The organism is Arthrobacter sp. E70, assembly GCF_058266945.1.
This window is the reverse complement of the sequence record NZ_JBYQFR010000007.1, coordinates 136,964-163,570: the sequence shown is the minus strand read 5'-3', so window position 1 is coordinate 163,570 and position 26,607 is coordinate 136,964. Positions and strand designations below refer to the sequence as shown.

The window sequence follows — 26,607 nt, the reverse complement described above, 5'->3', positions numbered from 1 at the left end:
TTACTTGTTCCCGCCGAGGCTGATGCTATACTTCTCCACCAGGGACTTGTACTTCGCGGCGTAGTCCTTCCACTGAGTGGCCACTTCCTCGCCGGAGATCTCCTTGGGAGTCAGGAGGTTCTTCTTGTTGAACTCCTGGTAGGCATCGGTCTTGAAGGTGTCCTTGAAGGCGGCTGCCAGCTTGTCCTTGACGTCCTGCGGGGTTCCCTTGGGGACGGCTACCGCACGGTACTGGGCGACGGGAACGTCATAGCCTGCTTCCTTGGCGGAGGGGACATCCGGCAGGAAGCTGTTGCGTTCCTCGGAGAACACCAGCAGCGGCGTCACCTTTCCGGCCTGGATCTGGGCCATGGCCTCGCCCAGCTGGATGGTGGCCAGTTCCACCTGGTTGCCCAGGACAGCGGTCAGTGCGGGCTTGCCGCTGTCGAACGGGACGTCAGTGCCCTGCACGTTGGCCTGCTTGAACAGGACCGTCTGCGCCAACTGGCTGCCTGTGCCCACGCCAGTGGTGCCGAAAGTGACATTGCGTCCGGCTCCGGTAACGTCGGTGAAGCTCTTGAAGCCGGAAGCCTGGCTGGCCACCAGCACGTAGTCGTCCTGGGAGAGGCCGGTGATGATGTCCAGATCGTCGAGGTTGACAGCTTCATCCTTGCTGACGGCCAGGGGCGTGATGGTCACCAGTGAGGCGGTAAGCAGGACCAGCTCCTGGCCGTCGGCCGGCTTGCCGGCGACTTCCTTCGTGGCCAGTGCGCCGTTGGCTCCCGGTTTGTTGACCACGGGCATCGGCGAGCCAAGGGTCTTCGCGGCTCCGTCTGCCAGTGCCCGTGCAATCAGGTCCGTGCTGCCGCCGGCCGCCTGGCCCACTGTAAGGGTCACCGGCCCCGACGGATACTTCGACGAGTCGCCGGCTGCCGCTCCGCCGGCAACATTGCCGCCGCAGGCGGTCAGCGCCAGCAGGGTGAAGGCCGATGCCGTTCCGAGGACGGCGCGGCGGGACGGGAAGTGCATCATTGGAACTCCTAGGGCAGAGGGGCCGCCTGGGCCCGAAGCTTTTTGTGAAGGGGGTCACCCCGCTTCGCTTTGTCGAGTGTAGGGAGCCGCTATGATGCCTGTCTAAGCCCATATCTGCATCATTTGATACCCGGAAGGCATCATGTTTACTTTCGACCAACTGGCCGGGTTTATCGCCGTCGCCGAGGAGTTGCACTTCGGCAGGGCCGCCGACCGGCTGAATATGACCCAGCCCCCACTGAGCCGGCAGATCCAGAAGCTGGAGAAGATCGTGGGCGCCGAGCTGCTGGAACGGGACAACCGCAAAGTGGAACTGACCTCAGCCGGGCACGCATTCCTTGACGAGGCCCGCCGGCTCATGGTCCTGGCCGAACGCGCGCCGGTGGCAGCCAGGCGGATCGCGTCCGGCAGGGCCGGGATGCTGCGCATCGGCTTTACCGCAGCAAGCGGCTTCAGCATCCTGGGCCCGCTGCTGGAGGAACTTTCCAACATCATCCCGGAGGTCGACATCGAGCTGGAGGAACTGGTCACCGGAGACCAGCTGGCCGGGCTGCTGACCGGGGAACTGGACCTTGGCCTGGCGCGGCCCCCGTTCGATCGCGAGACATTCGATTCCCATCTCCTCTACCGGGAGTCGATGGTCCTGGCCGTTCCGGAGGGCCACCCCCTGTCAGTGCTGGGCCGGGACATCACGGCGGAGGACTTCCGGGATGAGCCCCTCATCATGCACTCCCCCACGCAGGCCCGCTATTTCTACGATCTGGTGGTCCGGATGTTTCCCGTCCGGCATGCCAACGTGGTGCATACCGTCAGCCAGATCCTCACCATGGTTTCGCTCGTGGCCGCCAAGCGCGGACTCGCGTTCGTGCCCCACTCGGCCACACTCCTGGGCATCCGCGGGGTGGAGTTCCTTCCGCTCGAGGGCGGCGACCGCGAGCAGGTCGAACTCCACGCGCTCTGGAACCGCCGAATTACCAACCCCGCGCTGTCCCGCCTCCTGCGGGACCTGGAGTTCGCGATGGAGTAGCCAAAAGACGCGGCCCGACTATGCCCTGAAGGTATCAATACATATAAAAATGCACTTAGACAGGCATCAGAGCGGATCCTACTCTGGGAAGGAACCATCAGCCCCTGCCGCCCGCGGCGCACACATCGAAGGACCACACCGTGGCTAAGTACACACCCCAGGAACTCGCGGACACGCTCAAGGAAGGTTTGCTGTCCTTCCCCGTAACCTCTTTCGGCGCGGACCTGCAGTTCGACGAGGAGAACTACCGCAAGCACCTGGCGTGGCAGGCGAGCTTCCCCGTTGCCGGTCTTTTCGCGGCTGGCGGGACCGGTGAAGGCTTTTCCCTCACCCCCGCAGAGTCCGAGCGCGTGGTGCGCACCGCCGTCGAGGAAGTGGGCAGCCATGTGCCGGTTCTCGCCTCTGCCGGCGGCTCCACCGCCCAGGCCATTGAGAACGCAAAGGCAGCTGAAGCCGCGGGCGCCGAAGGCATCCTGCTGCTGCCGCCCTACCTGACCGAAGCGGACCAGGACGGCCTGGTGGAGCACGTCAGCGCCGTCTGCAGTGCCACATCCCTGGGTGTCATCATCTACAACCGCGCCAACGCCATCTACAAGGACACCACGGTGGCCACCCTGGCGGACCGGCACGAAAACCTGATCGGCTTCAAGGATGGTGTGGGCGACCTGGAACACGATGCCCGCGTCTACGCCAAGCTCGGCGACCGGCTGTTCTACCTGGGCGGCCTGCCCACCGCCGAGACCTTCGCCCTGCCACTGCTGCAGCTGGGCATGAGCACCTACTCCAGCGCCATGTACAACTTCGTCCCGCAGTTCGCGCTGGACTTCTACCAGGACGTCCGCAACAACGACCGCGCGGCCGTGAACAAAAAGCTCAATGACTTCGTCATCCCGTACCTTGACATCCGCGACCGCGTGAAGGGCTACGCTGTGTCCATCGTCAAGGGCGGCCTCGACGCCATCGGCCGTTCCGCAGGGCCCGTACGCACCCCGCTGCAGAACATGGCACCGCAGGACCTGGCGGACCTCAAAGCCCTGATTGCCACTGTTTCCTAGCCGTCACCGCAGACACAGGAGCCCATCCCATGACACTTACTGGACACTCACTCATCGCCGGCCTAACGGTCGTTGGCCAAGGCAAAACCACCTTCGGCCTGAACCCGGCCACGAATGAGGCCCTGGAGCCCGCATACTCCCTGCTCACCGAGGAGCAGCTCACGACGGCGACCCGCGCCGCAGCGGAAGCATTCGCTTCGTTCAGCACCCTCGACCCGGAAACCCACGCAGCTTTCCTCGAAGCCATCGCGGACAACATCGAGGCGATCGGCGACGAACTGATCACCCGCGCGGGGCAGGAAACCGGCCTTCCCGCAGCCCGGCTGACCGGTGAGCGTGCCCGCACCACCGGCCAACTGCGGCTCTTCGCCGACGTGGTCCGGCAGGGCGACTTCCGCGGCGTCCGCATAGACCCCGCCATCCCGGACCGCGCACCACTGCCCCGCGCCGATATCCGCCAGCGCCAGATTCCGTTGGGCCCCGTGGCCGTGTTTGGCGCCAGCAATTTCCCGCTGGCTTTCTCGACCGCGGGCGGAGACACCGCCTCGGCCCTCGCCGCAGGCTGCCCCGTGGTCTTCAAGGCCCACAACGCCCACCCCGGCACCAGCGAACTGGTCGGCCGCGCCGTTACCAAGGCCGTTCAGGATCACGGCCTGCACCCCGGGGTGTTCTCCCTGATCTACGGCCCCGGCTCCAGCATCGGCCAGGCCCTCGTCGCCGACCCCGCGATCAAGGCCGTCGGGTTCACCGGGTCCCAGTCCGCCGGCATCGCCCTGATGCGCACAGCCGCCGCACGTCCCGAGCCCATCCCGGTCTACGCCGAAATGTCCTCCCTCAACCCGGTCTTCGTCTTCGAAGGCGCCCTTCAAGGCGACGTTGACGCGCTGGCGCAGCAGTATGTCACAGCCGTCACCGGCAGCTCCGGCCAGCTCTGCACCTCCCCCGGCCTGCTCTTCGCCCCCACAGGCGAGGCAGGGGACAAGCTTGCCGCCGCCGTCGGACGCGCCATCGCAGCCTGCCCCGGACAAACCATGCTCACCCAAGGCATCGCCAACTCCTGGAACGCCGGAACCAAGGCACTCAGCACCGCAGCCGGCGTCGAACTGATCGGCCAGGGCACGCCCGGCACCACGGAAAACGCCCCCGCACCTGCCATCTTCGGCACCGAGGTTGAGCAGTTCACCGCCAACCACGTCCTGCACGAGGAAATCTTCGGCGCAGCATCCCTGGTGATCCGCTACAACAGCACCGAAGACCTGGTCCAGGCCGCGTCCCGGATTGAAGGCCAGCTCACCGCGTCCCTCCACCTCGCGGAGGAGGACTACCCGACGGCGGCACCCCTGATCCCCGTGCTGGAACAGAAGGTGGGCCGCATCATCGTCAACGGCTGGCCTACCGGCGTCGAAGTCGGCCACGCAATGGTCCACGGCGGCCCCTTCCCCGCCACCTCCGACTCCCGCACCACCTCCGTCGGAACCCTCGCCATCAACCGGTTCCTGAGGCCCGTCGCGTACCAGAACCTCCCCCAGGAGCTCCTCCCACAGCCCCTCCGGGACGCCAACCCCTGGCACCTGAACCGCCGCATCGACGGCGAAGTCATCCCCGCAGCCGAGAAAGCAGAAGTCAGCGCATGAGCACCCACCCCACCATTGCCGGCATCGAAGTGGTGCCCGTCGCCGGGTACGACAGCATGCTGATGAACCTCAGCGGCGCACACGGGCCCTTCTTCACCCGCAACATCGTGATCATCACCGACTCTGATGGCCGGACCGGCCTCGGCGAAGTTCCCGGCGGCGAGAAGATCCGCACCACGATCGAGGAGGCCGGCGCCCTGCTCAAAGGCAAGCCGGTGGCACGCTACCGTTCGCTCCTGCGGGAGATCGCCGCCGGGTTCGCCGACCGTGACGCCGGGGGCCGCGGCCTGCAGACCTTCGACCTGCGCACCACGGTCCACGCGGTCACCGCCGTCGAGTCCGCCCTGCTGGACCTGCACGGGCAGTTCCTCGGTGTTCCCGTGGCTGAATTACTCGGCGACGGCCAGCAGCGAACCTCGGTGCCCATGCTCGGGTACCTGTTCTTCATCGGCGACCACGCACGTACGGACCTGCCGTACCTCGTGGAGGACAACCCGGCTGACCGCTGGGAGCAGCTCCGCCAGCAGGAGGCAATGACTCCGGAAGCCGTCGTCGGCCTTGCCGAAGCCGCCCAGGAACGCTACGGGTTCAGCGACTTCAAACTCAAGGGCGGCGTCCTGTCCGGCGACGCCGAAGTGGATGTGGTCACGGCCCTGGCCAAGCGTTTCCCGGACGCCCGCATCACCCTGGATCCCAACGGCGGCTGGCTCCTCCAGGAAGCCGTCCGGCTGGGCAAGCGGATGCAGGGCGTGGTGGCCTACGCCGAGGACCCCTGCGGCGCCGAAGGCCGCTTCTCCGGCCGCGAGGTCATGGCCGAATTCCGCCGCGCCACGGGCTTGAAGACCGCCACCAACATGATCGCCACCGACTGGCGGGAAATGTCGCACGCCGTCCGGAGCAACGCCGTCGACATTCCGCTTGCCGACCCGCACTTCTGGACCATGCACGGCTCGGTCCGGGTGGCGCAGTTGTGCAATGAATTCGGCCTGACCTGGGGCTCGCACTCGAACAACCACTTCGATATCTCGCTGGCAATGTTCACCCATACCGGCGCCGCGGCCCCGGGCGAAATCACCGCGCTGGACACGCACTGGATCTGGCAGGACGGGCAAGGCCTGACGAAGAGCCCGCTGCAGATCAAGGGCGGCGCGATCGAGGTCCCGGCCGCGCCCGGGCTGGGCATCGAACTGGACCGTGAAGCGCTGGACAGGGCGCACCAGCTGTACCTGGAGCACGGCCTGGATGCGCGGGACGACAGCATCGGCATGCAGTACTACATCGACGGATGGTCGTTCGACCCCAAGCGGCCCTGCCTGGTCCGCTAGGACAGCTTCCCGGTAAATTCTTCCAAGGCCTCCGCCTTGCCCTATCCCCTCCTAAGGAAATAACCAATGAAGTCTGTGGACAACGCCGTCCTGGACCTGGCATCCGCCACCAGGAAATTCTTCAAGCGCGTCCTCCCCGTCATGCTGGTCATGCTGGTCTGCAACCAGCTCAACCGGTCCAACATCGGCTATGCCCAGGACCACCTCCAGGCTGACGTCGGCATCGGTGCGGCCGCCTACGGCTTCGGCGCCGGCCTGTTCTTCATCGCCTACGCGATTTTCGAACTGCCCAGCAACGTGATGATGGAAAAGTACGGCGCGAAAGTCTGGCTGACGCGGATCATGGTCAGCTGGGGCACCGTCTCCTTCCTCATGGCGTTCGTGCAGAACGAAACCATGTTCTACATCCTGCGCTTCCTGCTGGGCGCGGCCGAGGCCGGGTTCTTCCCCGCGGTCATTTTCTACTTCGCCCGCTGGGTACCGGCAGGCCAGCGCGGCAAGGCCACGGCAGTCTTCATTGCCGGCTCCTCCGTGGCCGCCGCCATCTCCGGCCCCATCGCCGGCATGCTGCTGAGCCTGAACGGCGCCCTGGGGATGCGTGGCTGGCAGTGGCTCTTCGGCTTCGAAGGCATCCTCTCCGTGCTGGTGGGCATCGTGGTGTTCTTCCTGCTCGATGCAAAGATCCAGGACGCAAAGTGGCTGTCCCCGGCCGAAAAGGACGCCCTGTCCCAGGCGATCAGCGCCGAAGACGCAGCGCACACCAGGGCGGACGCCGGGAAGGTCAACCGCTGGAAGATGCTCCTGAACCCGCAGATCCTGCTCCTGTGCGGCATATACTTCGCCATCCAGCTGTCCATCTACGCCAATACTTTCTGGCTGCCGAGCATCGTCAAGCGGATCCCGGGAACCACCGACCTCTCGGCCGGCTTCCTGTCCTCCATCCCGTGGGTCTGCGCCGTCTTCGCCATGTACTTCGCGGCGAAGTGGCAGGACAAAGCCAAGTCCAAGAAGCCCCTGCTGGTGGCCGCCCTGCTGGTCGCCGCCGTCGGAACCTATGCGGCTGCGGTGGCCTCGCCGGTGCTGGCGCTGGTCTTCCTGGCCATCGCGGCCATGGGGTTCAAGAGCGCTTCCCCGCTGTTCTGGACCATCCCGCAATCCGGCCTGCATCCGATGGTCCTCGCCCCAGCCATCGCCATCATCAACTCGCTGGGCAACCTGGGCGGATTCGTCGCACCGTTCGGGTTCGGCATCATCAAGGAGCAGACCGGCAGCGTGGTCCCCGGGCTCTTCGCCCTGGCCGCGGCCTCCGCCGTGGCAGCGGGACTGGTTTATTTCCTCAAGGAGCGCCGCACGAGCGGCACGGCGGACGCCCTTTCCCAGGAGCCGGACGTCGAGGCGGCAGTCCCCACCCGCGTCTGATACCGCACCTCATCCAACCCGCTGTCCTCCCGGTCGCTTCATCCGGATCGCTTCATCCAGATCGCCGGAACGGTGCGGGGACGCCGTAACGTTCCGGCGTCCCCGCACCCTTCCGGCGTCTCGGACGGTTTACGCCCCCGTGATCACCAGGGCCACGCTGTGGCCGCCGAAACCGAAGGCATTCACCAGTCCGGCAGGGGCGTAACCCGGCGGCAGCTGGTGCGCGGCTTCGGTGACCACGTTAAGGTCCACTTCGGCGTCCAGCGCCTCCACGTTCAGCGTCCCGGGCAGCCGGCCCGTGCGGAGTGCTTCAAGGACCACGACGGCGGCCAGCGCACCTGCGCCGCCCAGCAGGTGTCCGGTGTGCCCCTTCGTGGAGGTGACGGGAACCTCGGAGCCGAGGACGGCATTGATGGCCTGGCCTTCCAGCCGGTCGCCCACGGGGGTGGAGGTTGCGTGGGCGTGGACAAAGCCAATGTCCCCCGCGGCCAGTCCGGCGGATTCGAGTGCCTTCTGCATGACGCGCCGCTGCATCACGGGGTCCGCAGCCACGATGTCGTTCGCGTCGGAGGTTACCGCTCCCCCGGCCACAGCCCCAAGGACGGCGGCGCTGCGTGCACGCGCGTGCTCCTCGCTTTCCAGCACCACCACGCCGGCGCCCTCGGCCAGCACAAAGCCGTCCCGGCCGCCGTCGAACGGCCGCGAGGCCTGCCGCGGTTCACCGGCGCGCGTGGACAGGGCGCGGATCTGGGAGAAGCCGCTGATCACCAGGTCGTTCACGGAGGCGTCCACGCCGCCGGCAATCACGACGTCGGCAGCCCCCGAGCGGATCATCTCGGCTCCCTGGACTATTGCCTCAGCCCCGGAGGCGCAGGCGCTGACCGGCGTCCGGGCGCCGCCGCGGGCACCGAGGTCGATGGACACCCAGGCCGCCGGCCCGTTGGCCATGAGCCTCGTGAGGGTGTGTGGCGAAACCTTGCGGGGCCCGGACGCGGCAAGCGTGCGGTCCTGCTCGATGGTGGAACCGAGGCCGCCGTAGGCAGAGCCAATGACCACGGCGAAACGTTCGGGATCAACGTCGGGGCTTCCTGCCTGCACCCATGCTTCCCGTGCGGCAACGAGCGCCAGCTGGCCGCAGCGGTCCATCCGCTTCATCTCGCGGGTGCTGAGGTGCTGCGCCAGGTCCGCCTTGACCTGCCCGGCGATCTTCACCGGCAACTGGGACGCCCACTCTTCAGCCAGCTCCGCGATGCCTGACTCCCCGGCGAGCAGGGCTTCCCAGGTCTCCTTGACGGTGGAGCCGAGCGGGTTGATGGTGCCGGCGCCCGTAACGAGAACACGGGTCTGGGATGCAGTCATGGTGCCTTACTTCGCAGGGTTGTGCGTGCCGATGGGCACCAGGGTGAGGTCCGGGTGGTTCTTCTCGATCCGCCGCAGCGCCCAGACGTCGTTGAACAGGGCAAGGTATTCGCCGTCGGACCGCAGAAGCACCTCGGCGCCGGGAACGTTGGCCAGCGCCGGCATGGCGTCCGCCGTCGAAATCCGCGCGAGCGAGTACGGCAGGCGCTCCAGCCGCATGGGGGCGCTGAAGTCGTGCGCCATGCGGTCCTCCACCACCTCGAACTGCATGGGGCCGACGGCGGCAAGCACCGGCGCCTGGTCGCCGCGGAGGTCGGAGCGGAGCAGCTGGATGACGCCCTCATGCTCGAGCTGTTCAATGCCGCGGCGGAACTGCTTGAACTTGCTGGGGTCCTTGGAGCGGGCCACCTGGAAGTGCTCGGGGGCGAACAGCGGGATGGCCGGGTACTCCACGGACTCCTCCAGGAACAGGCTGTCCCCCACCCGCAGCGAGGAGGCGTTGACCAGCCCGACGACGTCGCCGGGATAAGCCTCGTCGATGACTTCGCGTTCGCGGCCGAAGACCTGCTGTGCGTACTTCGTGGCGAAGGATTTGCCGGTGCGGGTCTGGGTGACCACCATGCCGCGCTCGAAGACGCCGGAGCACACGCGGATGAACGCCACATGGTCACGGTGCGCCTTGTTCATGCCGGCCTGGACCTTGAAGACGAACCCGGAGAAGGGGGCCTCGACGGGGCGGGGGTTTCCGTCGATGTCCGGCCGGGGTGCCGCCGGCGGCGCAAAATCCACCAGCGCGTCCAGCAGTTCCTTCACCCCGAAGTTGAGGGCGGCGGAACTGAACAGGATGGGGGTGGCCTTGCCTGCGTGGAAGGCGTCGACGTCGAACTCGAGGTTGGACTCGATCACCAGCCCGGCCTCGTCCACGGCGTCGGACCAGTTGCTGCCTTGGTCCTGCGCAGCTTCCTCCGGGGTGAAGTATTCGGTGATGGCAATTTGCGCTCCGGCGTTGTTGCGCTGGAACCGGGCGAAGCGGTCGTTGCGCAGATCCCAGACGCCGCGGAAGTCGCCCGAGATCCCCACGGCCCAGGTCAGCGGCATGGGCTGCAGCCCGGTGCGTTCGGTGATCTCGTCCATCAGCGCCAAGGCGTCCAGCCCGGGGCGGTCCCACTTGTTGATGACCGTGATGATCGGCAGGTTCCGCTGCCTGCAGACCTCGAAGAGCTTCATGGTCTGGGTTTCCAGGCCCTTGGCGGCGTCCACGAGCATCACGGCGCAGTCGACGGCGGCAAGCACCCGGTAGGTGTCCTCGGAGAAGTCGGCGTGGCCCGGGGTGTCCAGGAGGTTGATGACGGTGTCGCGGTAGGAGAATTGGAGGGCGGCGGAGCTGATGGAGATGCCGCGGTCCTTTTCCATCTGCATCCAGTCCGAGACCGTTTCCTTGCGGTTGGCCTTGCCGCTGGAGGCACCGGCGGTGCCGATGACCTTTGCGTGCAGGGCAAGCGCCTCGGTCAGGGTGGACTTGCCGGCGTCGGGGTGCGAGATGACGGCGAAGGTCCTGCGGCGGCCCGCCTCCTTATGAATCGCATTGATCCGGGCGGGGGTCAGGACGTCTTGGGACACGGTGCTACTTTCGCTGCGGTTGTGGCTGCCCTGGTCTTTTGAGTATCGGGCTGCGGCTCGAGGGCCGGGACTGTGGCAATCAGCCAAGGTACAAGTTTATCGCAGGGCAGCAAACCCGCCGCAGTGCGCTTAACGCCCGCGAAACCGAACGTTCAAGGCCGCGAAATGCCGGGCAGCTAGCTTGGGCCCATGATGCAAGGTCTCACCTTCTCCGGCAATCTCTTCTTTGATCCGCTGGCCACCAACCTCGCCTCCCCCACGGGTGCACCGGATTCCGGCTCCGTCCTTCCTCCGGTACCGGCCCGGAAACGCGGGGTCCAGACGGCCGCAGAGCACAAGGCCCTGCGGGCCGCGTCCCTGTCGAAGGTCAGCAAGGACCTCGAACGGATGCTGCGGGAGCGCAGGCGCTGAGGTTCCGCAGCCCGCCGCGCGGGGACGGCATGATGGTTCCATGCGCAGCATCGAGCTGGTCTTTGATGACTTCACCGATTCCATCCTCAGGGCCGACTGGGCCAGGCTCGCAGACGCCGGGCTGCCCAGCCTGGCCGCGCATTCCTCGCCGAGCAACAGCCCGCACATCACCCTGGCGGCCGGCCCCGGACTTCAGTTCAGCTTTTCCGACGATGCCTGGCGGGCATTGCCCCTGGATATCGAGTTCTCCGGGGCGGTGCTCTTTCCGGCAGGTACGGGCAAGTACGTCCTGGCCCGGTCGGTGGTCCTGGCCACGTCCCTGCTTGAGCTGCACCGCCGCCTTCACATGGAAGTCTCCGGCGCACTTCCCCTCACGCTCCCCGGCGCGTGGACCCCGCACGTAACCCTTGCCCGCCGCATCCCGACGGAACAGCTGGGCGCGGCCATGGACCTGCTGGACCTGCGCTTTGAAGGACAATGCACCGGTGTGCGGTTGTGGGACAGCGGCACCAAGACCGTCACGCCGCTCGGCGCGCCCGGGCCGGCAGCAAGGCCGGACAGCAATGAAACGGAAGCCAAAGTGCCTGCTTCACCACCCGCCGTCGAACGCATTCCGAAGGGGCTTACGGGCACCCCCTAATGGGGCACTTTGGGGCTTGCCCGTGCGGAAGTTGCGATTCTTGCCCCTATCATTGAGCTTGCGGGAATCAGAGCACTTTTTGATCCTGCCGGCCACCTGTGCGAGCCGGCATTTTCTGCGGGCGGCGGTCCGCACCTTTGAAGGGATACACCTATGGCGCGGAGCCCCGAAGAATCGCTGAGGGCCACTCTGGGCCGGGTGGCACCCGGAACACCCCTTCGCGACGGACTGGAGCGGATCCTCCGCGGCCGCACCGGCGCCCTGATCGTCCTGGGCTCGGACCGCACCATCGATTCGATCTGCTCGGGCGGCTTCGATATCGGCATCGAGTTCTCGCCCACGCGCCTGCGCGAGCTGGCCAAGATGGACGGCGCCATCATCTGCGACAAGGACGCCGGGAACATCCTCCGCGCCGCCGTGCAGCTGGTTCCCGATTCGAGTATTGAAACGCAGGAGTCCGGAACCCGCCACCGCACCGCCGAGCGCGTGGCCAAGCAGACCGGCGTGCCGGTGATCTCGGTGAGCCAGTCCATGCAGATCATCGCGCTGTATGTGAACGGGTTGCGGCACGTGCTGGAGGGTTCGGAAAACGTCCTTGCGCGCGCCAACCAGGCCCTCGCCACCCTCGAACGCTACCGCGCCCGCCTGGACCAGGTCACCAGTTCCCTTTCCGCCCTGGAAATCGAAGCCATGGTGACAGTCAGGGACGTGGCCGTCACCCTGCAGCGCCAGGAAATGGTGCGCCGCATTTCGGAAGAGATTTCACAGTATGTGCTGGAACTGGGCGAGGACGGCCGGCTCCTCTCGCTCCAGCTCGATGAACTCACCGTGGGCAGGGGGCCGGGCAGCGACGTCATCATCCGCGACTACGCCAGCCCCAACACCTCGGCGGAGGACATCGACAAAGCGGTCAGCGAACTGGTGAACCTGGGGCCCACCGAGCTGATCGACCTGGGCAAGATCTCCGGAATCGTGGGCTTCGCCGGCGGTGAAGCGAATCTGGACGCCGTGGTGCAGCCCCGCGGCTACCGCCTGCTGTCCGGCCTGAAGGCGGTTCCGAAGGCGGTCGCGGACCGCCTGGTGGACCACTTCGGCGGCCTGCAGTTCCTCATGGCGGCCACCATCGACGACCTCATGACCGTTGACGGCATCGGCGACCAGCGTGCCCGCACCGTCCGCGAGGGCCTGAGCCGGATGGCCGAGGCCAGCCTCCTGGACCGCTTCCTGTAAGAATCACCCCATCGGTTGCTCCGTAAATGCCGTTTTGAACCCTGAAAACGGCATATACTCAGCAATCGATGGGTGTTGGGCCCTCAGTTCAGCTGGAAGACTGCCTTTGGGCTTGCCCGCGAACCGAGTTTCGCGGTGAAGATGTAGTACGCCCCGCCGCCGCCCGGTGCCGCGGTAACTGCCTTGCAGCCCTCCGCACTCCGCGTCCGTGACCAGGGGAAGTTGGCCGTCTCGCTGGCGCCCGGTGCGATCACCTTCACCAGGTCATCGCTGGACGCCTGGCAGTCCTTCGACGAGAAGATCCGGTCCGAGCCGCTGGTCACCAGGAACTCCATCTGCGAGGTCCCGATGTTGACTTCGCAGGGGACGGTGCCGCCGTTGGTCACCTTCAAGGTCAGCATGGGGTTCTCCCCGGCACCGTAGGCCGGTTTGTCCGTGGAAGCCGCGACAGTCACCAGGTTCTGGTTGCAGGCCGGCGTGACGGAGGGGCTGGGCGACGGCGTGGCGGAGGGGGTTGCGGAAGCTGACGCAGAAGGGGTGGCCGCAGCCGGGCTGGCTGAAGCAGAGGGTGCAGCGGGGTCAGGGGAACTGGTCCGGGTGGACGACGCCTGCTCCGAGCCGGCCTTGAAGGCCCCGGCTATGGCGAAACCGCCGACCACCAGCGCGATCACCAGCAGGAGCGCCCCGCCAACCACCAGCCGGCGCCGACGGTACACGGCCGCGCTCGGCTTCCGGACGCTGCTGGAACCGGATGCCTTGCGTGTTGATGAATCGCCCTGCCTGCCCATCCTCCTAGGCTAGGGAACACCTTCGGTTCTTCCCCGCCACCACGCCGCCGGGCGGCCAACGCGTGGATCACATCCGGTTTTCCGCGGGCCGGACGGCATCCATTACAGTGTTGGGATCGACACTCAAACCTCCCTCCTGACCGCGCCGCCCGTCACCCCGGATGAGCTGCCGTCGCTCCACACCCGGATCAACACCTGGTTCGCAGAAACTGCCCGGGACCTGCCCTGGCGCGAGCCCTCCTGCTCGGCCTGGGGCGTGCTCGTCAGCGAAATCATGCTGCAGCAGACTCCCGTTGTCAGGGTCCTGCCGGTCTGGCACGAGTGGCTCAAGCGCTGGCCCACCCCCGCGGGCCTCGCGGGTGAACCTGCCGGCGAGGCGGTGCGTTCCTGGGGCCGTCTCGGTTATCCGCGGCGGGCCCTGCGGTTGCATGCCGCGGCCGCCGCGATCGTGCAGGACCACGGGGGAAAGGTGCCGGACACCTATGCCGAACTGCTGGCCCTTCCCGGCGTGGGCAGTTACACGGCAGCGGCGGTGGCGGCCTTCGCCTACGGCCGCCGGGAAACAGTGGTGGACACCAACATCCGGCGGGTGCAAGCCCGGCTTTTTTCCGGTACCGCGCTTCCGGCAGCGGCGCTGACCGCGGCGGAAATGCGCCTTGCCGCCTCCCTCCTGCCAGACGACGACGCCACCTCCGTCCAGTGGAACGCTGCGGTCATGGAGCTCGGGGCCCTGGTATGCACCGCCCGCGCCCCAAAGTGCGGCGACTGCCCCGTGAAAGACTCCTGTGCCTGGCTCGCGGCGGGTGAGCCGCCGCCGTCGTATGTCCCCAAGGGGCAGGCTTGGCACGGCACCGACCGCCAGGTCCGCGGCGCTGTCATGGCCGTGCTGAGGCTGGCGGACACGCCCGTGCCGCCTGACATGTTCCACCGCGAACCCGCTGATCTCGGCTTCGCCGCGGACGGCATCGGGGTGCCCCTTGCCGCCCTGCACGGGCTCAACACCGCTCCCGAGCAGCTGGAACGCGCGCTGGCGGGACTGCTGGCGGACGGGCTCGCAGAGATGCACGACGGCGGCTACCGGCTTCCAGCCTGACCCTCCGGCGGGTGCGGGCACGGATGGCATACTTCTTGGTGACCGGAACCGGGGGAAGCCATGAAGATCATTCTGTACATTGTGTGGGCGCTGTTCGTTGCGGGCACGATCTATTCGCTGGTCCGGGCCACGCGCAGGACGAAACGCCAGGCGCAGCTGATGTCGGGCTGGCCCAAGGCCCAGGCAACCGTCACCGGCAGCACCACCGGGTGGACCAGCGGCGTGGGCGGCTCAAACCGAAACCTGCGCTACTACCCCACCTACCAGTTCACTGACCCGCACGGCACCCTTTTCATGGGCAAATCCGAGATCTCCGGAGTGGAGCAGCCGCTGCCGGGCTCGCTCATCGAGGTCGCTTACAACCCCGCCAACCCGAGCGAGTCGCTCCAGGTGTCTTCCGAGCCGCGCACAGCCGTGGGCTGCCTGATTGCGTTTTTCGCGGTCTTCGCCGTCGCACTGTTCTGGTTCATCAGCATCTTCCCCATCGGCTGACGCCCGCGTTCACCGGGCAGGTAACAATGCCGGTGTCACTTTTCGGCTTCCCAACCGCCCCGCCTTCGGCGGCCGTACGCTGGGAGTATGCGCAGGCAGGGGCTGCTTTTGGCATGGATCGCGACGACGGCGCTCGTCTCCGGCTGCGGGCCCGGCGCCAGCGCCTGCCCGGCAATCGCGCAGGCCACCGCGGTTTCGGTCACCGTCACCGCCAGCTACGCGTCCCAGGTAGGAACCCTTCATCTGCGGGCCTGCCAGGACAGTAACTGCAAGGAAGGGGACCTGGAATTGCGTCCCGGGACCGCCTCAGTGGATCAGGGCTGCAATCCCGAGGGCGCCTGTTCCGCCACCGCCTCACCCGACGGCACCCGCGTTGGGACGCTGATGCTTGACGCGCTGACGGAATCCGCCATGACGGTCACGGCATCCGGCACCGGCCCTGACGGATCAGCGTTGCCGGTCCGCACCCTGCAGTTCAAGCCGCGGGCTGTCTACCCGTTCGGCGATCAGTGCGGCAAGTTCCTCACGGCGTCGGTCACCCTGGACAGCACGGGGCTGCGGGAAAGCGGCTGATGCTAGAAGAGAGCCGGCTGGTTGAACAAGTCGCCGGCCGGCGTACCGGTACCGGCGTCGCCCGCTGCGGAATCCGGGTTCCATTCGAAGCCAAGGTCGGCCAGCAGCTCCTCCACGGACGTCTGCCCGTCCAGTACTTCAATTTCCTGGGCGTTGTCTTCGGGGTGGGGCCGTTCCATGGCATCGAGCTTATGCGCAGAAGGCCGCGGTGGTGCCCGGAACACACCGCCGGTCCCTGAATCGGGCACAGCCACCGCTCCGGGAAGCAGTCAGGGTTCGCCGAACCCTGCCTGGACCAGGCCGCCCACGTAGTTCACGGCACGTTCCGCGTCCACGCCCCACGCCTCAACGTGCAGCACGGATCCCTTGCCCGCGGCGAGCATCATCAGCGCCGTCATGGAGGCACCGTCGACCCCGTTGACTGTTACTTCGGCGTCAAGTGAAGCCAGTCCGCCGGCGATCTTGGCAGCCGGCCGGGCGTGCATGCCCGCCTGGTTCACCAGCTCGAAGTCTCCGCTGCACTTAGGCGCAGCTCCGGTGGCAGGCCCTTCCGGGACCACCTCAGGCGGGGAGGGCTCCGGACGGCCGGCAGGACCACGAACCGCCTCCGCGGCACGTTTGACCGCCTGGACGTCCGCCCCGCCCTGGGCAGCTACCGCGGCGGCCACCAGTCCCTCCACCAGCGGGGCTTCCGCCAGCACCGCATCCGGCGGGTCTCCCATGAACTCAAGCGCCGCTTCAGCAGTCATGACCGCCGATCCGAGGTCGGTGATGACCACGGCGCCGCCCCCGCCAGCCTGTTGCAGTGCCTGTTCAAGGGCGGCCAGGACCTTTTCCAGGCTGGTGCCGATCCTCCCGTCGTCGGTGCCCCCGGCAGGCAGGATGACGACGTCGGGCGCCATTTGGGCGGCAAGTTCCACGGCGCCGTCGGCAATCTTTTCGCTGTGGGAGACCACAACGATGCTTACGCTCACGCAGCCGCCCCGACAGCAGCGCGCAGGATCAGGGCCGTGGAGACCGCGCCGGGGTCCCGGTGCCCGGCACTGCGCTCACCCAGGTAACTGGCGCGGCCTTTGCGTGCAATGAGCGGATCGGTGGCCACCGCCCCGGCCTCCGCTGCCTCCGCCGCGGCCACCAGGACGCCGAGGACGTCCGGGCTTCCGCCGTCGGCGGCTGCACGCGCCGCGTCAACGGCCGGGGTCCAGGCATCCACCATGGTCTTGTCCCCGGGTTCCGCCTTCCCCCGCGCCACAATGCCATCCCGTGCAGCCGCCAAGGCGAGCGCCCAGGCGGCGGGTTCCACCTCGGCCGCGTCCCCCACAGCGGTGGCCGCACGCAGGAAGGCCGTGCCGTAGAGCGGACCGGCGGCGCCGCCAACCTTGGCCATGAGCGTCATCGCCGTCATCTTCAGCGCAGCTCCGGGCGTTTCCGGGGTGGCCTCATCAAGCTTGGCCAGGACGGCCTGGAACCCGCGGTCCATGTTTTCGCCGTGGTCGGAGTCTCCGATGGCCCGGTCAAGCTCGATCAGCTCAATGCGGTGTTCAGCCATGGCCTGCGCGCAGAGGGTCAGCCACTTCACCGTCCAGTTGACGTCCAGGACCACGGTCACAGGCCCCACCGCAGGGCGGCCGTATGCACCGGCGCGTCCCACAGTGCCGTAAGCTCGTCGTCGAGCCGGAGCACCGAGATGGAACAGCCCTGCATCTCCAGCGAGGTGATGTAGTTGCCCACCAGGGAGCGGTCCACGGTTGCCCCGGCGTCCGCGAGCACCTGTGTTGCACGGCGGTAGACGATGTACAGCTCGCTGAGCGGGGTGCCGCCCATGCCGTTGACGAAGAGCAGCACCCTGTCCCCGCCAGTGATTCTCAGGTCGGCCAGGACGGGTTCCAGCAGGCGGTCCGTGATGCCGTCCGCGTTCTCCATCGGGATGCGGTGCCGCCCGGGTTCACCATGGATGCCGATGCCAATCTCGATCTCGTTTTCGTCGAGGTCGAAACTGGGGGTGCCGGCGTGGGGCACCGTACATGCAGTCAGCGCGACCCCCATGGTCCGGACGTTGGCGTTGACCCGCTCGCCGATGGCGGCAACGGCTTCCAGGCCGTCGCCCCGCTCCGCAGCTGCACCCGCTATCTTCTCCACGAGGACGGTGCCGCCCACTCCGCGCCGACCGGCCGTATACAAGGAATCTTCCACTGCCACGTCGTCATTGACCAGCACAGTACGGACGCTGACGCCTTCGGCCTCGGCCAGTTCCGCGGCAGTTTCGAAGTTCAGGACGTCGCCGGTGTAGTTCTTGACGATGTGCACGACGCCGGCACCTGAGTTCACAGCGAGGGTGGCAGGGAGGATCTGGTCCGGCGTGGGCGAAGTGAACACAGCCCCCGGCACGGCGGCGTCCAGCATTCCCTTTCCAACGTAACCGGCGTGCAGTGGTTCGTGCCCGCTGCCGCCGCCGGAGACGAGCCCCACCTTGCCGGCCACCGGCGCATCCTTGCGCGTGATGTAGATGGGGTCTTCGCTGACGGTCACCAGTCCCGCGTGGGCCAGGCCAAAGCCCTGCACAGATTCCTGGACGACTGATTTGGGATCGTTGATGAGTTTCTTCATGGCGGTGCTCCTGGCTGTGCTCCTGAAGGATGTGTGTCCGACCCTACTACCGCCGCCGCAGCTAACGGTAGGTTCGTCCGGCCTGCGGTTTTGGCCCCGAAACGCTGGTAGGCGGCCCGGCCGCGGGAACGGGATGCAGCAAAGGGACAGCCCCCAATGACTGTCCCTTTCCTGAGGCCCCCCACATCCGGCCGGAAACAGTTTATCCATCAAATCGAGTAATGCCAACATGGCTGTCTGCCGCCAGCCTGGGGATGGGGTCAGAGGACGCGGATCATCCGCGTGTTGCCGAGGGTGTTGGGCTTCACCCTCGCCAGGTCCAGAAATTCCGCCACGCCCTCATCGTGGGAGCGGAGGAGCTCGGAGTACACCTCCGGATCAACCGCAGACTGGTCCGCCATCACCTCGAAGCCGTGGCGCTTGAAGAAATCCACCTCGAAGGTGAGGCAGAAGACGCGCGTCACTCCCAGTGCCCGCGCCTCATCCAGCAGGCTCTCCACCAAGACGTGCCCCACCCCTTTGCCGCGCCACTCCCCGGACGCGGCAAGGGTGCGGATCTCAGCAAGGTCTTCCCACATGACGTGCAGTGCGCCGCAGCCGATCATTTCGCCGTCGCTGGACTCGGCGATCCGGAACTCCTGGAGGCTCTCGTAGTACGCCACCGTTTCCTTGGCCATCAGGATCCGCTCTTCGGCCAGGGGCGCCACGAGCCTCTTGATTGCAGGAACGTCGCTGGTGCGTGCGGGGCGGATGTGGAAGGAATCGGTCACAAAGCCATCCTACGGCCCGGCTAGAGCCCCAGCTCAGCCGGCAGTTCGTTCTCCTGGCCCAGCACGTGCCTCGCCAGGAACCACTCCACCACCTGGTACCAGACCTTCGCGTGCTGGGGCTGGAGGACCCAGTGGTTCTCATCCGGGAAGTACAGGAAGCGGTGCGGAGTCTGCCCGTCCTGGTCTGCCGCCAGCCGGGATTTGGCGAGGAGTTCGTACCAGAGCCGCAGGCCCTCACCGATGGGAACCCGGTAGTCCTTGTCGCCGTGGATCACCAGCATGGGCGTGCCGATGTTCTCCGCATGCAGGTGCGGGGAGTTCTCCAGCGCCATCTCCTCGGTCATTTCCTTAAGCCAGTACTGGGAGGCATCGGTGGTGGGCCCGAACTGGTCCAGCGCCCAGAGGCTCGCGTGCGTCACGATGGCCTTGAAGCGGTCCGTGTTGCCCGCCACCCAGTTGGCCATGTAGCCGCCGAAGGAGCCGCCCATCGCCGCGGTCCGGGTCCCGTCAATATCCGCGCGCTCCACGGCTGCATCGGCCACTGCCATGAGGTCGCTGAAAGGCGCTTTGCCCCATGCTCCCCAGCCGCGCTGGATGTACGACTGCCCGTACCCGGTGGACAGCGCAGGGTCCGGCAGCAGCACCGCGTAGCCCTTGGCCGTCAGCAGCCACGGGTTCCAGCGCCACGTCCAGGCATTCCAGGACCCGAGCGGGCCGCCATGGATCCACAGGAGCAATGGTGCGGGCCCATCAGGCGAAGCACCTTCCGGCAGTGCGAGGTAGGCCGGGACGCGGGCGCCGTCAGCAGCGGTTGCGGCGATGCGTTCCAGCCGGCCCGGGCAGTGCGGCCGTTCAGCGGGTGCCGGCAGGCGGGTAGCTTCCCCTGTTGCCAGGTCGATGCGCACGGCTTCCGGAGGGAAAGCGTAGGAACTTCGCAGCGCATAGGCGTGCCTCCCCTCAGGGGAAACCACGACGTCGGAATAGGCGGCGGCGTCCTGCGTCACCCTGGTGACGCCTACTTCAGCGGCAGCCGACGGAACGCTGACCCGGAAAACCGGCGACGCGCCGTCGTCGTCCGCCGTGACCAGGACGCCGGAGCCGTCCGGAAGCCAGGCTGCCGGCTTGGGCCAGCGGTCCCAGTCGTGGGCCAGGGGCTGCAGCCGGGCATCCCCGGCGGTCTCGCCGGAGACGTCCAGGAGGTGCATCCTGATCTCCGGGGCCTGCAGCGGTGTGGAATCGCTCTCGCTGACCACGACGAGCGTCCGGCCGTCGGGGCTGACGGGGCCCGGAAAGTAGCTCATACCCTCCCGGTCCAGCAGCACCTTGAGGCTGCCGGAGCTGACGTCCACGGCCACGAGCACCGAACGGCTGTCCGCCTTCGCCAAGGGTTTGGTGTAGCTCGTGTAGACCGTCTTTCCATCCGGGCTGACTACCGTTTCCGCTTCCCGCAGCCGCGGTCCGGCGTCGGTCGTAAGGTTCCGCAGGACCAGTGGCGCGGCGGCATCCACGGTTGCCGGTTTGCCAGGCGACTTGTCCTCGCCCTGTTCCACGGCGAAGATCCTCGGCTGGCCCGGGCCCAGGTCCGCGTCCCAGTAGCGGACCGGGTATTCGCTGTGCAGGATGGCCGAAACCTTCTTGTCCTTGCGGGACTTGCGCCGTTCTGCGTCGTCCTGCTCATCGGTGGAACCTGCCAGCACCTCGGCTGTCACGAAGGCCGCGTCCGCGTACCTGGCCGTAATTACCTTGCCGACCCCGCCCGGCCGGTTGAGCACCACCCGGGCTTCGCCGCCGTCGGCCGGAAGCAGCCACAGGGCGTTGACCGGCTCCTCGTCGGGGCTGTCCGGGTCCGGGCGCGCGGACGTGAAGTAGACGTCACCGTTGGCAGCGAAGGCTGCTCCCGCTTCACCTTTGGCACTGCGGGTGATGCGCCGGGCATGCTTCTGCCCGGCCGGGTCCAGTTCCCACAGCGCCGTGGCGAACTCGGTGCCCTTGCCGTTCAGGGTGCTGACGGTGGTGACAAGCCGGGAACCGTCCGGGCTCAGGGCCAGGCCGCTTACCCGCGGGATGGACAGGTAGTGGTCGAGGTCGTGGAAAGGGGTCAGTGGTTGCTCGTCCGGGATCGCCGGATTCTGATTAGCCATGTCCCCGATTCAACACGTTTTGTGCTGCCCGTCACAAACCTGCTGAAGCCGACACGCTGATGCGTTGGATCCGGTGGGGCTGGGGCGCGCCGCCACCGGCGCCATTTGCCGCTTGCTGCTCGTTCCTCGCTTTGACGCAAGCTACACAAATGACCCCGGCACCTGCGCTTCGCTTGACGCCCGCCAGTGCACGAGGTGGCGGACGGCAGGGATTTATGTAGGCGCCGTCAAAGCGAGGAACGAGCAGGCGCCGGTAAATCTCTGCCGCCCGCCGCCGTACTGAACCACTGACAGGATGAAGAGGGCAAAGCGAAAGCCCCGCCGCTCCTTTTTGGAGTGGCGGGGCCTTGGCTGTAGCGCTTAGACGCTCGGGGCGATTTCCGGGATGCGCGGCTTGGCGTTGCCGGCGAAGGTGAACTTCGCGTCGTCGCCTTCGCCTTCGACATCCACGACGACGATGTCGCCGGGGTGGATCTCGCCGAACAGGATCTTCTCGGACAGCTGGTCCTCGATCTCGCGCTGGATGGTCCGGCGCAGCGGCCGGGCACCCATGGCGGGGTCGTAGCCGCGGGTTGCCAGGAGCACCTTGGCGGCCTTGGTCAGTTCGATGCCCATGTCCTTGTCCTTGAGGCGCTTCTCGAGGCGGGTCACGAACAGGTCCACGATCTCGATGATCTCGTCCTGGGTGAGCTGCGGGAACACCACGACGTCGTCAACACGGTTCAGGAACTCGGGGCGGAAGTGCTGCTTGAGTTCCTCCGTGACACGGGCACGCATGCGGTTGTAGCCGGTCTGCGTGTCGGTGCCGGACTGGAAGCCGGTGGCGACACTCTTGGAGATGTCCCGGGTGCCCAGGTTGGTGGTCATGATGATCACGGTGTTCTTGAAGTCCACTACGCGGCCCTGGGAGTCGGTCAGGCGGCCGTCTTCCAGGATCTGCAGCAGCGAGTTGAAGAGGTCCGCGTGTGCCTTTTCCACTTCGTCGAACAGGACCACGGAGAACGGACGGCGGCGGACCTTCTCGGTCAGCTGGCCGCCTTCTTCGTAGCCCACGTAGCCCGGAGGGGCGCCGAAGAGCCGCGAGACCGTGTGCTTCTCGGAGTACTCGGACATGTCCAGCGTGATGAGGGCGTCCTCTTCACCGAACAGGAACTCGGCGAGTGCCTTGGCGAGCTCGGTCTTGCCGACGCCGGTGGGGCCGGCGAAGATGAACGAGCCACCGGGGCGCTTGGGGTCCTTGAGCCCTGCACGGGTCCGGCGGATGGCCTGCGAGAGTGCCTTGATGGCCTCGTCCTGGCCGACGACGCGCTTGTGCAGTTCCTCTTCCATCTTCAGCAGGCGCGAGGACTCTTCCTCGGTCAGCTTGAAGACGGGGATGCCCGTGGAGTTGGCCAGCACCTCGGCGATGAGATCCTCATCCACCTCGGAGATGTCGTCCATGCCGCCGGACTTCCAGTGGCGTTCCTTCTCGGCGCGCTCGGAGATCATCTTCTGCTCCTTGTCGCGGAGCGCGGCGGCACCTTCGAAGTCCTGCGCGTCGATCGCGGATTCCTTCTCCATCTTCAGCTTGGCGATGCGCTCGTCCATGGCCTTGAGCTCCGGCGGAGCAGTCATCCGGCGGATGCGCAGCCGTGCGCCGGCCTCATCGATCAGGTCGATGGCCTTGTCCGGCAGGAAGCGGTCCGAGATGTAGCGCTCGGCGAGGCTGGCGGCGGAGGCCAGGGCACCGTCCGTGATGGTGACGCGGTGGTGTGCCTCATACCGGTCGCGAAGGCCCTTGAGGATCTCGATGGCGTGCGCCACGGAGGGTTCCTTGACCTGGATCGGCTGGAAGCGGCGTTCCAGGGCTGCATCCTTCTCGATGTGCTTGCGGTACTCGTCCAGCGTGGTGGCACCGATGGTCTGCAGCTCGCCGCGGGCCAGCATGGGCTTCAAGATCGAGGCTGCATCGATGGCGCCTTCGGCGGCACCGGCACCCACGAGCGTGTGGATTTCGTCGATGAACAGGATGATGTCGCCGCGGGTGCGGATCTCCTTGAGGACCTTCTTCAGGCGCTCTTCGAAGTCACCGCGGTAGCGGGAGCCTGCCACCAGGGAACCGAGGTCGAGTGTGTAGAGCTGCTTGTCGCGGATGGTCTCCGGGACGTCGCCGCGCACGATCGCCTGGGCCAGGCCCTCGACGACGGCGGTCTTGCCGACGCCGGGCTCACCGATGAGGACCGGGTTGTTCTTGGTGCGGCGGGAAAGGACCTGCATGACGCGTTCCATTTCCTGCTCGCGGCCGATGACCGGGTCCAGCTTGTTCTCGCGGGCAGCCTGGGTCAGGTTGCGGCCAAACTGGTCCAGGACCACGGAACCGGCAGGAGCGCCTTCGGGCTGTCCGCCGCCGACGCCGGCGCCGGTGGTTTCCTTGCCCTGGTAGCCGGAGAGGAGCTGGATGACCTGCTGGCGGACCCGGTTGAGGTCGGCGCCGAGCTTGACCAGGACCTGCGCGGCAACGCCTTCACCCTCGCGGATCAGGCCGAGCAGGATGTGCTCGGTGCCAATGTAGTTGTGGCCCAGCTGCAGGGCTTCGCGCAGCGAGAGCTCCAGTACCTTCTTGGCACGGGGGGTGAAGGGGATGTGGCCGGAGGGGGCCTGCTGGCCCTGCCCGATGATCTCCTGCACCTGCTCGCGAACGCCGTCGAGCGAAATGCTCAAGGACTCAAGAGCTTTGGCGGCAACGCCCTCACCCTCATGGATAAGACCCAAGAGGATGTGTTCGGTACCGATGTAATTGTGGTTCAGCATGCGTGCCTCTTCTTGGGCAAGCACAACTACGCGACGGGCACGGTCCGTAAATCGCTCAAACATTTCGCCACACTCCTAGCTACGACGTACTTTGATGCTACGTGGCCGGTCCGGCGATGTGGAGCGTGTTCGCCACAGGGGAAACCGGGGCGCCCGCGGGAATATCCGCGATGGCGCCCCGCGGTGACCGGCCCGGGCGTGTTGGCAAGGGTGAAGATTCCCGGAAGCTTCCGGCGCGGCGGGACAAACAGCCTTGGGACGCCAGTGCTTGAAAAAGCCGAAATAGGCGACGCGGAGGCACAGTGGCGGCCCCGGTTTTGGAAATTGAAAAACCCCGCCCCGCCTGGCGGCGGTAAGCGGGGTTTCGGTCCGGCTAAAGACGGTCCTAGGAATTTGCCTTTTGGTAGGCTTCCTGGATTTCGGCCTGAATTCGGCCGCGGCTGTTAACCGTGTAGCCGTTATCCCGTGCCCATTGCCGGATTTGCGCCGAGTCGTGGCTGCGGCCGCCGGTTGGTGCCTTGCCCCGCTGGACACGGCCACCGGATGCCTTGCGTGCAGCGCCAATAAACCGCTCGAGTGAAGACCGGAGGTCTGCGGCGTTGGCTGCCGAGAGGTCAATCTCGTAGTTGACCCCATCGAGGCCAAACTTAACGTTCTCGTCTGCGGATCCCCCATCCAGATCATCCACGAGGATGATGTTTACTTTCTGTGCCATTAAAGTCTTCCTCTTGCTGGAAAGTCGGTTTTCAGAAAAGCAGGATGTTTCCCAAAAAAAGTATGACTCTTATGCTGGCAACGCGTCAAAGCGCCTAATGGTTCCTTGGGGATAAACTCGGAAAGCAGGGGTTTTTCTATTTTGAATCGGGGCCCGGACCCTCAGCGGGCTGTGCCGGCTTACGGGGAGCAGCTGCTCCGAGCGCATCAGCTTCGGCCTGGGCACGCGCCTCGGCCTGCCGCTCGGCTTTATCCGCGTTGAAGATGGCCTTCATGGCAAACCAGAACAGCAGGCCCACCACCAGGGAGGGAAGAAGAACTGCTACGTATTCCATGATCAGTGCCCTTCGGGCTTCAACAGGGGAAACAGGATGGTTTCACGGATTCCGGCGCCGGTGAAGAGCATCACCAGCCGGTCGATGCCGAGGCCGATGCCGCCCATGGGCGGAGCGCCGTATTCCAGGGCGCGCAGGAAGTCCTCGTCAAGCTGCATGGCCTCGACGTCGCCGGCCGCCGCGTGCATTGACTGCTCGGTGAGCCGCTCGCGCTGGATGACGGGGTCAATCAGTTCGGAGAAGGCCGTGCCGCGTTCCATGCCGCCGATGATGAGGTCCCAGGCCTCGATCAGCCGGCCATCCTCGCGGTGCGGGCGGGCCAGCGGCTGGGCGGAGGGCGGGTAGTCGTAGACGAAGGTGGGGTTCAGCAGGGTGGGCTCGACGATTTCGCCGAACAGTTCAACGGCCAGCTTTTCGGCATCCCACTTGGGATCCACCTTGACCTCATGCTTGGCGGCGATCTCCCGAAGCACCTCAACGGGTGTGTCCGGCGTGACCTCCTGCCCGACGGCGTCGGAAAGTCCGGGGTAGACGGCCAGCCAGGTCCACTCGCCGTCGAGGTTGATCTCCCCCGCCTCGGTCTGCAGGACGCGCCCGGCACCGACGGCGTCGGCGGCGTCGAGGATGATCTCCTTGATCCGCTGGGCCATGACGAACTGGTCCGCCCAGGCCTCGTAGCATTCAAGCGTGGTGAACTCGGGGCTGTGGGTGGAGTCCACGCCTTCGTTGCGGAAAACGCGGCCCATGTCGTACACGCGGTCGATCCCGCCCACCACTGCACGCTTGAGGTACAGCTCGGTGGCGATGCGCAGGGTCATCTTCTGGTCGAAGGCGTTCATGTGGGTTTCGAACGGACGGGCCAGTGCGCCGCCGTGGACCAGCTGCAGGATGGGTGTTTCCACTTCCACGTAGCGGTGCCGGAACAGGGTCTCGCGGATGGAGCGGGTGATGGCAGCGCGGGTGTAGACCATTTCGCGGGCCTCGTCGCGGACCATCAGGTCCACGTAGCGCTGGCGGACACGGGTTTCCTCGTTCAGGTCCGCGTGCAGCACGGGCAGGGGGCGCAGGGCCTTGGAGGCCATGGACCAGGAATCCGCCATGATGGACAGCTCGCCGCGGCGGGACGAGATGACCTCGCCCTTGATGAAGACGTGGTCGCCGAGGTCAACCAGGGCCTTCCAGTCGGCGAGCGCTTCCTCCCCGACGTTGGCAAGGCTCAGCATGGCCTGCAGGCGGGTTGCCTTGCCGTCGGTGCCGCCTTCCTGCAGGGTGGCGAAGCAGAGCTTTCCGGTGTTGCGGACGAAGACGACGCGGCCGGTAACGCCCACGATGTCGCCCGTGGTGTCATCCGCCTCGAGGTGGGCGTACTTCTCCCGGATCTCAGCGAGGGAATGGGTGCGCTCCACACCCACGGGGTACGCCTCCGCGCCGCGCTCAAGAAGTTTGGCGCGCTTTTCCATACGGATCCGCATCTGCTCGCTGGCGTCGACGGGCTCTGGGGCGTTCTTGGGCGCGGGGGTGTTTTGGGAAGTCACAAGCACCAAGTTTACCGGGCAGAGGCGGGGAGCCGTGC

25 protein-coding genes are annotated in these 26,607 nt (G+C 66.5%); 11 read left to right on the top strand and 14 right to left on the bottom strand.

What is annotated here, in order from left to right; genetic code table 11:
* Positions 1-1,011, bottom strand: coding sequence for a tripartite tricarboxylate transporter substrate binding protein (locus AC3IMC_RS10890; RefSeq protein ID WP_490918572.1), 1,011 nt, complete (start codon positions 1,009-1,011; stop codon positions 1-3).
* A 142-nt stretch (positions 1,012-1,153) separates the two neighbouring features.
* Here AC3IMC_RS10890 and AC3IMC_RS10885 point away from each other — a divergent pair, with 142 nt between their 5' ends.
* The 5 genes from AC3IMC_RS10885 (at position 1,154) to AC3IMC_RS10865 (ending at position 7,471) form a co-directional block, all read left to right on the top strand.
* Positions 1,154-2,038 (top strand): LysR family transcriptional regulator, encoded by an 885-nt coding sequence (locus AC3IMC_RS10885; RefSeq protein ID WP_490918571.1) that lies wholly within the window; start codon positions 1,154-1,156, stop codon positions 2,036-2,038.
* Positions 2,039-2,178: 140 nt separating this feature from the next.
* The gene (gene kdgD, locus AC3IMC_RS10880) at positions 2,179-3,093 is read left to right on the top strand and encodes a 5-dehydro-4-deoxyglucarate dehydratase (RefSeq protein WP_490918570.1); all 915 of its coding nucleotides are present in this window, start codon (positions 2,179-2,181) and stop codon (positions 3,091-3,093) included.
* Positions 3,094-3,122: 29 nt separating this feature from the next.
* Positions 3,123-4,727 (top strand): aldehyde dehydrogenase (NADP(+)), encoded by a 1,605-nt coding sequence (locus AC3IMC_RS10875; RefSeq protein ID WP_490918569.1) that lies wholly within the window; start codon positions 3,123-3,125, stop codon positions 4,725-4,727.
* Positions 4,724-6,052, top strand: coding sequence for an enolase C-terminal domain-like protein (locus AC3IMC_RS10870; protein WP_490918568.1), 1,329 nt, complete (start codon positions 4,724-4,726; stop codon positions 6,050-6,052). Before AC3IMC_RS10875 ends, AC3IMC_RS10870 begins: the two co-directional genes overlap by 4 nt.
* Positions 6,053-6,118: 66 nt before the next feature.
* Complete coding sequence (locus tag AC3IMC_RS10865; protein ID WP_490918567.1) at positions 6,119-7,471, top strand: MFS transporter; 1,353 nt, start codon at positions 6,119-6,121, stop codon at positions 7,469-7,471.
* 129 nt (positions 7,472-7,600) lie between these two features.
* Here the strand turns inward: AC3IMC_RS10865 and AC3IMC_RS10860 are convergent, their stop codons facing one another.
* A complete protein-coding gene (locus tag AC3IMC_RS10860; protein WP_490918566.1) occupies positions 7,601-8,830 on the bottom strand; it encodes a beta-ketoacyl-[acyl-carrier-protein] synthase family protein in 1,230 nt (409 codons plus the stop codon).
* Positions 8,831-8,836: 6 nt separating this feature from the next.
* Complete coding sequence (locus tag AC3IMC_RS10855; protein ID WP_490918565.1) at positions 8,837-10,450, bottom strand: peptide chain release factor 3; 1,614 nt, start codon at positions 10,448-10,450, stop codon at positions 8,837-8,839.
* Positions 10,451-10,639: 189 nt separating this feature from the next.
* Here AC3IMC_RS10855 and AC3IMC_RS10850 point away from each other — a divergent pair, with 189 nt between their 5' ends.
* The 3 genes from AC3IMC_RS10850 to disA all read left to right on the top strand — a co-directional run bounded on the left by AC3IMC_RS10850 (position 10,640) and on the right by disA (position 12,731).
* A complete protein-coding gene (locus tag AC3IMC_RS10850) occupies positions 10,640-10,861 on the top strand; it encodes a hypothetical protein (protein ID WP_490918564.1) in 222 nt (73 codons plus the stop codon).
* Positions 10,862-10,901: 40 nt separating this feature from the next.
* Positions 10,902-11,501 carry a 2'-5' RNA ligase family protein gene (locus tag AC3IMC_RS10845; RefSeq protein ID WP_490918563.1) on the top strand — a complete coding sequence of 200 codons (600 nt, stop codon included), beginning with the start codon at positions 10,902-10,904 and terminating at the stop codon, positions 11,499-11,501.
* Positions 11,502-11,654: 153 nt separating this feature from the next.
* Positions 11,655-12,731 carry a DNA integrity scanning diadenylate cyclase DisA gene (gene disA / locus AC3IMC_RS10840; protein WP_221385160.1) on the top strand — a complete coding sequence of 359 codons (1,077 nt, stop codon included), beginning with the start codon at positions 11,655-11,657 and terminating at the stop codon, positions 12,729-12,731.
* A gap of 83 nt (positions 12,732-12,814) precedes the next feature.
* On the opposite strand, the gene AC3IMC_RS10835 is transcribed toward disA, so the two are convergent.
* Complete coding sequence (locus AC3IMC_RS10835; protein WP_490918562.1) at positions 12,815-13,519, bottom strand: hypothetical protein; 705 nt, start codon at positions 13,517-13,519, stop codon at positions 12,815-12,817.
* A 256-nt stretch (positions 13,520-13,775) separates the two neighbouring features.
* Between AC3IMC_RS10835 and AC3IMC_RS10830 the strand changes: the two genes are divergently transcribed.
* The 3 genes from AC3IMC_RS10830 (at position 13,776) to AC3IMC_RS10820 (ending at position 15,677) form a co-directional block, all read left to right on the top strand.
* Complete coding sequence (locus tag AC3IMC_RS10830; RefSeq protein ID WP_490918561.1) at positions 13,776-14,612, top strand: A/G-specific adenine glycosylase; 837 nt, start codon at positions 13,776-13,778, stop codon at positions 14,610-14,612.
* Positions 14,613-14,672: 60 nt separating this feature from the next.
* A complete protein-coding gene (locus AC3IMC_RS10825) occupies positions 14,673-15,104 on the top strand; it encodes a DUF3592 domain-containing protein (protein WP_490918560.1) in 432 nt (143 codons plus the stop codon).
* Between the two features lie 87 nt (positions 15,105-15,191).
* Positions 15,192-15,677, top strand: coding sequence for a hypothetical protein (locus AC3IMC_RS10820; RefSeq protein WP_490918559.1), 486 nt, complete (start codon positions 15,192-15,194; stop codon positions 15,675-15,677).
* 2 nt (positions 15,678-15,679) lie between these two features.
* Here the strand turns inward: AC3IMC_RS10820 and AC3IMC_RS10815 are convergent, their stop codons facing one another.
* The 10 genes from AC3IMC_RS10815 to lysS form a co-directional block, all read right to left on the bottom strand.
* Positions 15,680-15,856 (bottom strand): hypothetical protein, encoded by a 177-nt coding sequence (locus AC3IMC_RS10815; protein ID WP_490918558.1) that lies wholly within the window; start codon positions 15,854-15,856, stop codon positions 15,680-15,682.
* A gap of 90 nt (positions 15,857-15,946) precedes the next feature.
* Positions 15,947-16,651, bottom strand: coding sequence for a dihydroxyacetone kinase phosphoryl donor subunit DhaM (gene dhaM, locus AC3IMC_RS10810; RefSeq protein WP_490918557.1), 705 nt, complete (start codon positions 16,649-16,651; stop codon positions 15,947-15,949).
* On the bottom strand, positions 16,648-17,280 hold the full coding sequence (gene dhaL, locus AC3IMC_RS10805; protein WP_490918695.1) for a dihydroxyacetone kinase subunit DhaL: 633 nt from the start codon (positions 17,278-17,280) through the stop codon (positions 16,648-16,650). Before dhaL ends, dhaM begins: the two co-directional genes overlap by 4 nt.
* A 2-nt stretch (positions 17,281-17,282) precedes the next feature.
* Positions 17,283-18,284: a dihydroxyacetone kinase subunit DhaK gene (gene dhaK, locus AC3IMC_RS10800; protein ID WP_490918556.1), complete on the bottom strand. Its 1,002-nt coding sequence runs from the start codon at positions 18,282-18,284 to the stop codon at positions 17,283-17,285.
* A gap of 260 nt (positions 18,285-18,544) precedes the next feature.
* Complete coding sequence (locus AC3IMC_RS10795; RefSeq protein ID WP_490918555.1) at positions 18,545-19,054, bottom strand: amino-acid N-acetyltransferase; 510 nt, start codon at positions 19,052-19,054, stop codon at positions 18,545-18,547.
* A gap of 20 nt (positions 19,055-19,074) precedes the next feature.
* Positions 19,075-21,195 (bottom strand): S9 family peptidase, encoded by a 2,121-nt coding sequence (locus tag AC3IMC_RS10790; protein ID WP_490918554.1) that lies wholly within the window; start codon positions 21,193-21,195, stop codon positions 19,075-19,077.
* Between the two features lie 360 nt (positions 21,196-21,555).
* A complete protein-coding gene (locus AC3IMC_RS10785; protein ID WP_490918553.1) occupies positions 21,556-24,048 on the bottom strand; it encodes an ATP-dependent Clp protease ATP-binding subunit in 2,493 nt (830 codons plus the stop codon).
* Between the two features lie 322 nt (positions 24,049-24,370).
* Positions 24,371-24,700, bottom strand: a complete 330-nt coding sequence (locus AC3IMC_RS10780) for a histone-like nucleoid-structuring protein Lsr2 (protein WP_221384706.1) — start codon at positions 24,698-24,700, stop codon at positions 24,371-24,373.
* 136 nt (positions 24,701-24,836) lie between these two features.
* Complete coding sequence (locus AC3IMC_RS10775; protein WP_490918552.1) at positions 24,837-25,034, bottom strand: hypothetical protein; 198 nt, start codon at positions 25,032-25,034, stop codon at positions 24,837-24,839.
* A gap of 2 nt (positions 25,035-25,036) precedes the next feature.
* The gene (gene lysS / locus AC3IMC_RS10770) at positions 25,037-26,569 is read right to left on the bottom strand and encodes a lysine--tRNA ligase (RefSeq protein WP_490918551.1); all 1,533 of its coding nucleotides are present in this window, start codon (positions 26,567-26,569) and stop codon (positions 25,037-25,039) included.
* Positions 26,570-26,607: the final 38 nt, after the last annotated feature.

Bases quoted from the DNA above. Each gene is read 5' to 3' on its own strand.
- AC3IMC_RS10835 (WP_490918562.1), bottom strand. From the start codon at position 13,519: ATGGGCAGGCAGGGCGATTCATCAACACGCAAGGCATCCGGTTCCAGC.
- AC3IMC_RS10815 (WP_490918558.1), bottom strand. From the start codon at position 15,856: ATGGAACGGCCCCACCCCGAAGACAACGCCCAGGAAATTGAAGTACTG.
- AC3IMC_RS10890 (WP_490918572.1), bottom strand. From the start codon at position 1,011: ATGATGCACTTCCCGTCCCGCCGCGCCGTCCTCGGAACGGCATCGGCC.
- disA (WP_221385160.1), top strand. From the start codon at position 11,655: ATGGCGCGGAGCCCCGAAGAATCGCTGAGGGCCACTCTGGGCCGGGTG.
- AC3IMC_RS10870 (WP_490918568.1), top strand. From the start codon at position 4,724: ATGAGCACCCACCCCACCATTGCCGGCATCGAAGTGGTGCCCGTCGCC.
- AC3IMC_RS10825 (WP_490918560.1), top strand. From the start codon at position 14,673: ATGAAGATCATTCTGTACATTGTGTGGGCGCTGTTCGTTGCGGGCACG.
- AC3IMC_RS10875 (WP_490918569.1), top strand. From the start codon at position 3,123: ATGACACTTACTGGACACTCACTCATCGCCGGCCTAACGGTCGTTGGC.
- AC3IMC_RS10845 (WP_490918563.1), top strand. From the start codon at position 10,902: ATGCGCAGCATCGAGCTGGTCTTTGATGACTTCACCGATTCCATCCTC.
- AC3IMC_RS10785 (WP_490918553.1), bottom strand. From the start codon at position 24,048: ATGTTTGAGCGATTTACGGACCGTGCCCGTCGCGTAGTTGTGCTTGCC.
- AC3IMC_RS10865 (WP_490918567.1), top strand. From the start codon at position 6,119: ATGAAGTCTGTGGACAACGCCGTCCTGGACCTGGCATCCGCCACCAGG.
- AC3IMC_RS10850 (WP_490918564.1), top strand. From the start codon at position 10,640: ATGATGCAAGGTCTCACCTTCTCCGGCAATCTCTTCTTTGATCCGCTG.
- dhaK (WP_490918556.1), bottom strand. From the start codon at position 18,284: ATGAAGAAACTCATCAACGATCCCAAATCAGTCGTCCAGGAATCTGTG.
- AC3IMC_RS10780 (WP_221384706.1), bottom strand. From the start codon at position 24,700: ATGGCACAGAAAGTAAACATCATCCTCGTGGATGATCTGGATGGGGGA.
- AC3IMC_RS10885 (WP_490918571.1), top strand. From the start codon at position 1,154: ATGTTTACTTTCGACCAACTGGCCGGGTTTATCGCCGTCGCCGAGGAG.
- AC3IMC_RS10790 (WP_490918554.1), bottom strand. From the start codon at position 21,195: ATGGCTAATCAGAATCCGGCGATCCCGGACGAGCAACCACTGACCCCT.
- AC3IMC_RS10860 (WP_490918566.1), bottom strand. From the start codon at position 8,830: ATGACTGCATCCCAGACCCGTGTTCTCGTTACGGGCGCCGGCACCATC.
- AC3IMC_RS10775 (WP_490918552.1), bottom strand. From the start codon at position 25,034: ATGGAATACGTAGCAGTTCTTCTTCCCTCCCTGGTGGTGGGCCTGCTG.
- AC3IMC_RS10820 (WP_490918559.1), top strand. From the start codon at position 15,192: ATGCGCAGGCAGGGGCTGCTTTTGGCATGGATCGCGACGACGGCGCTC.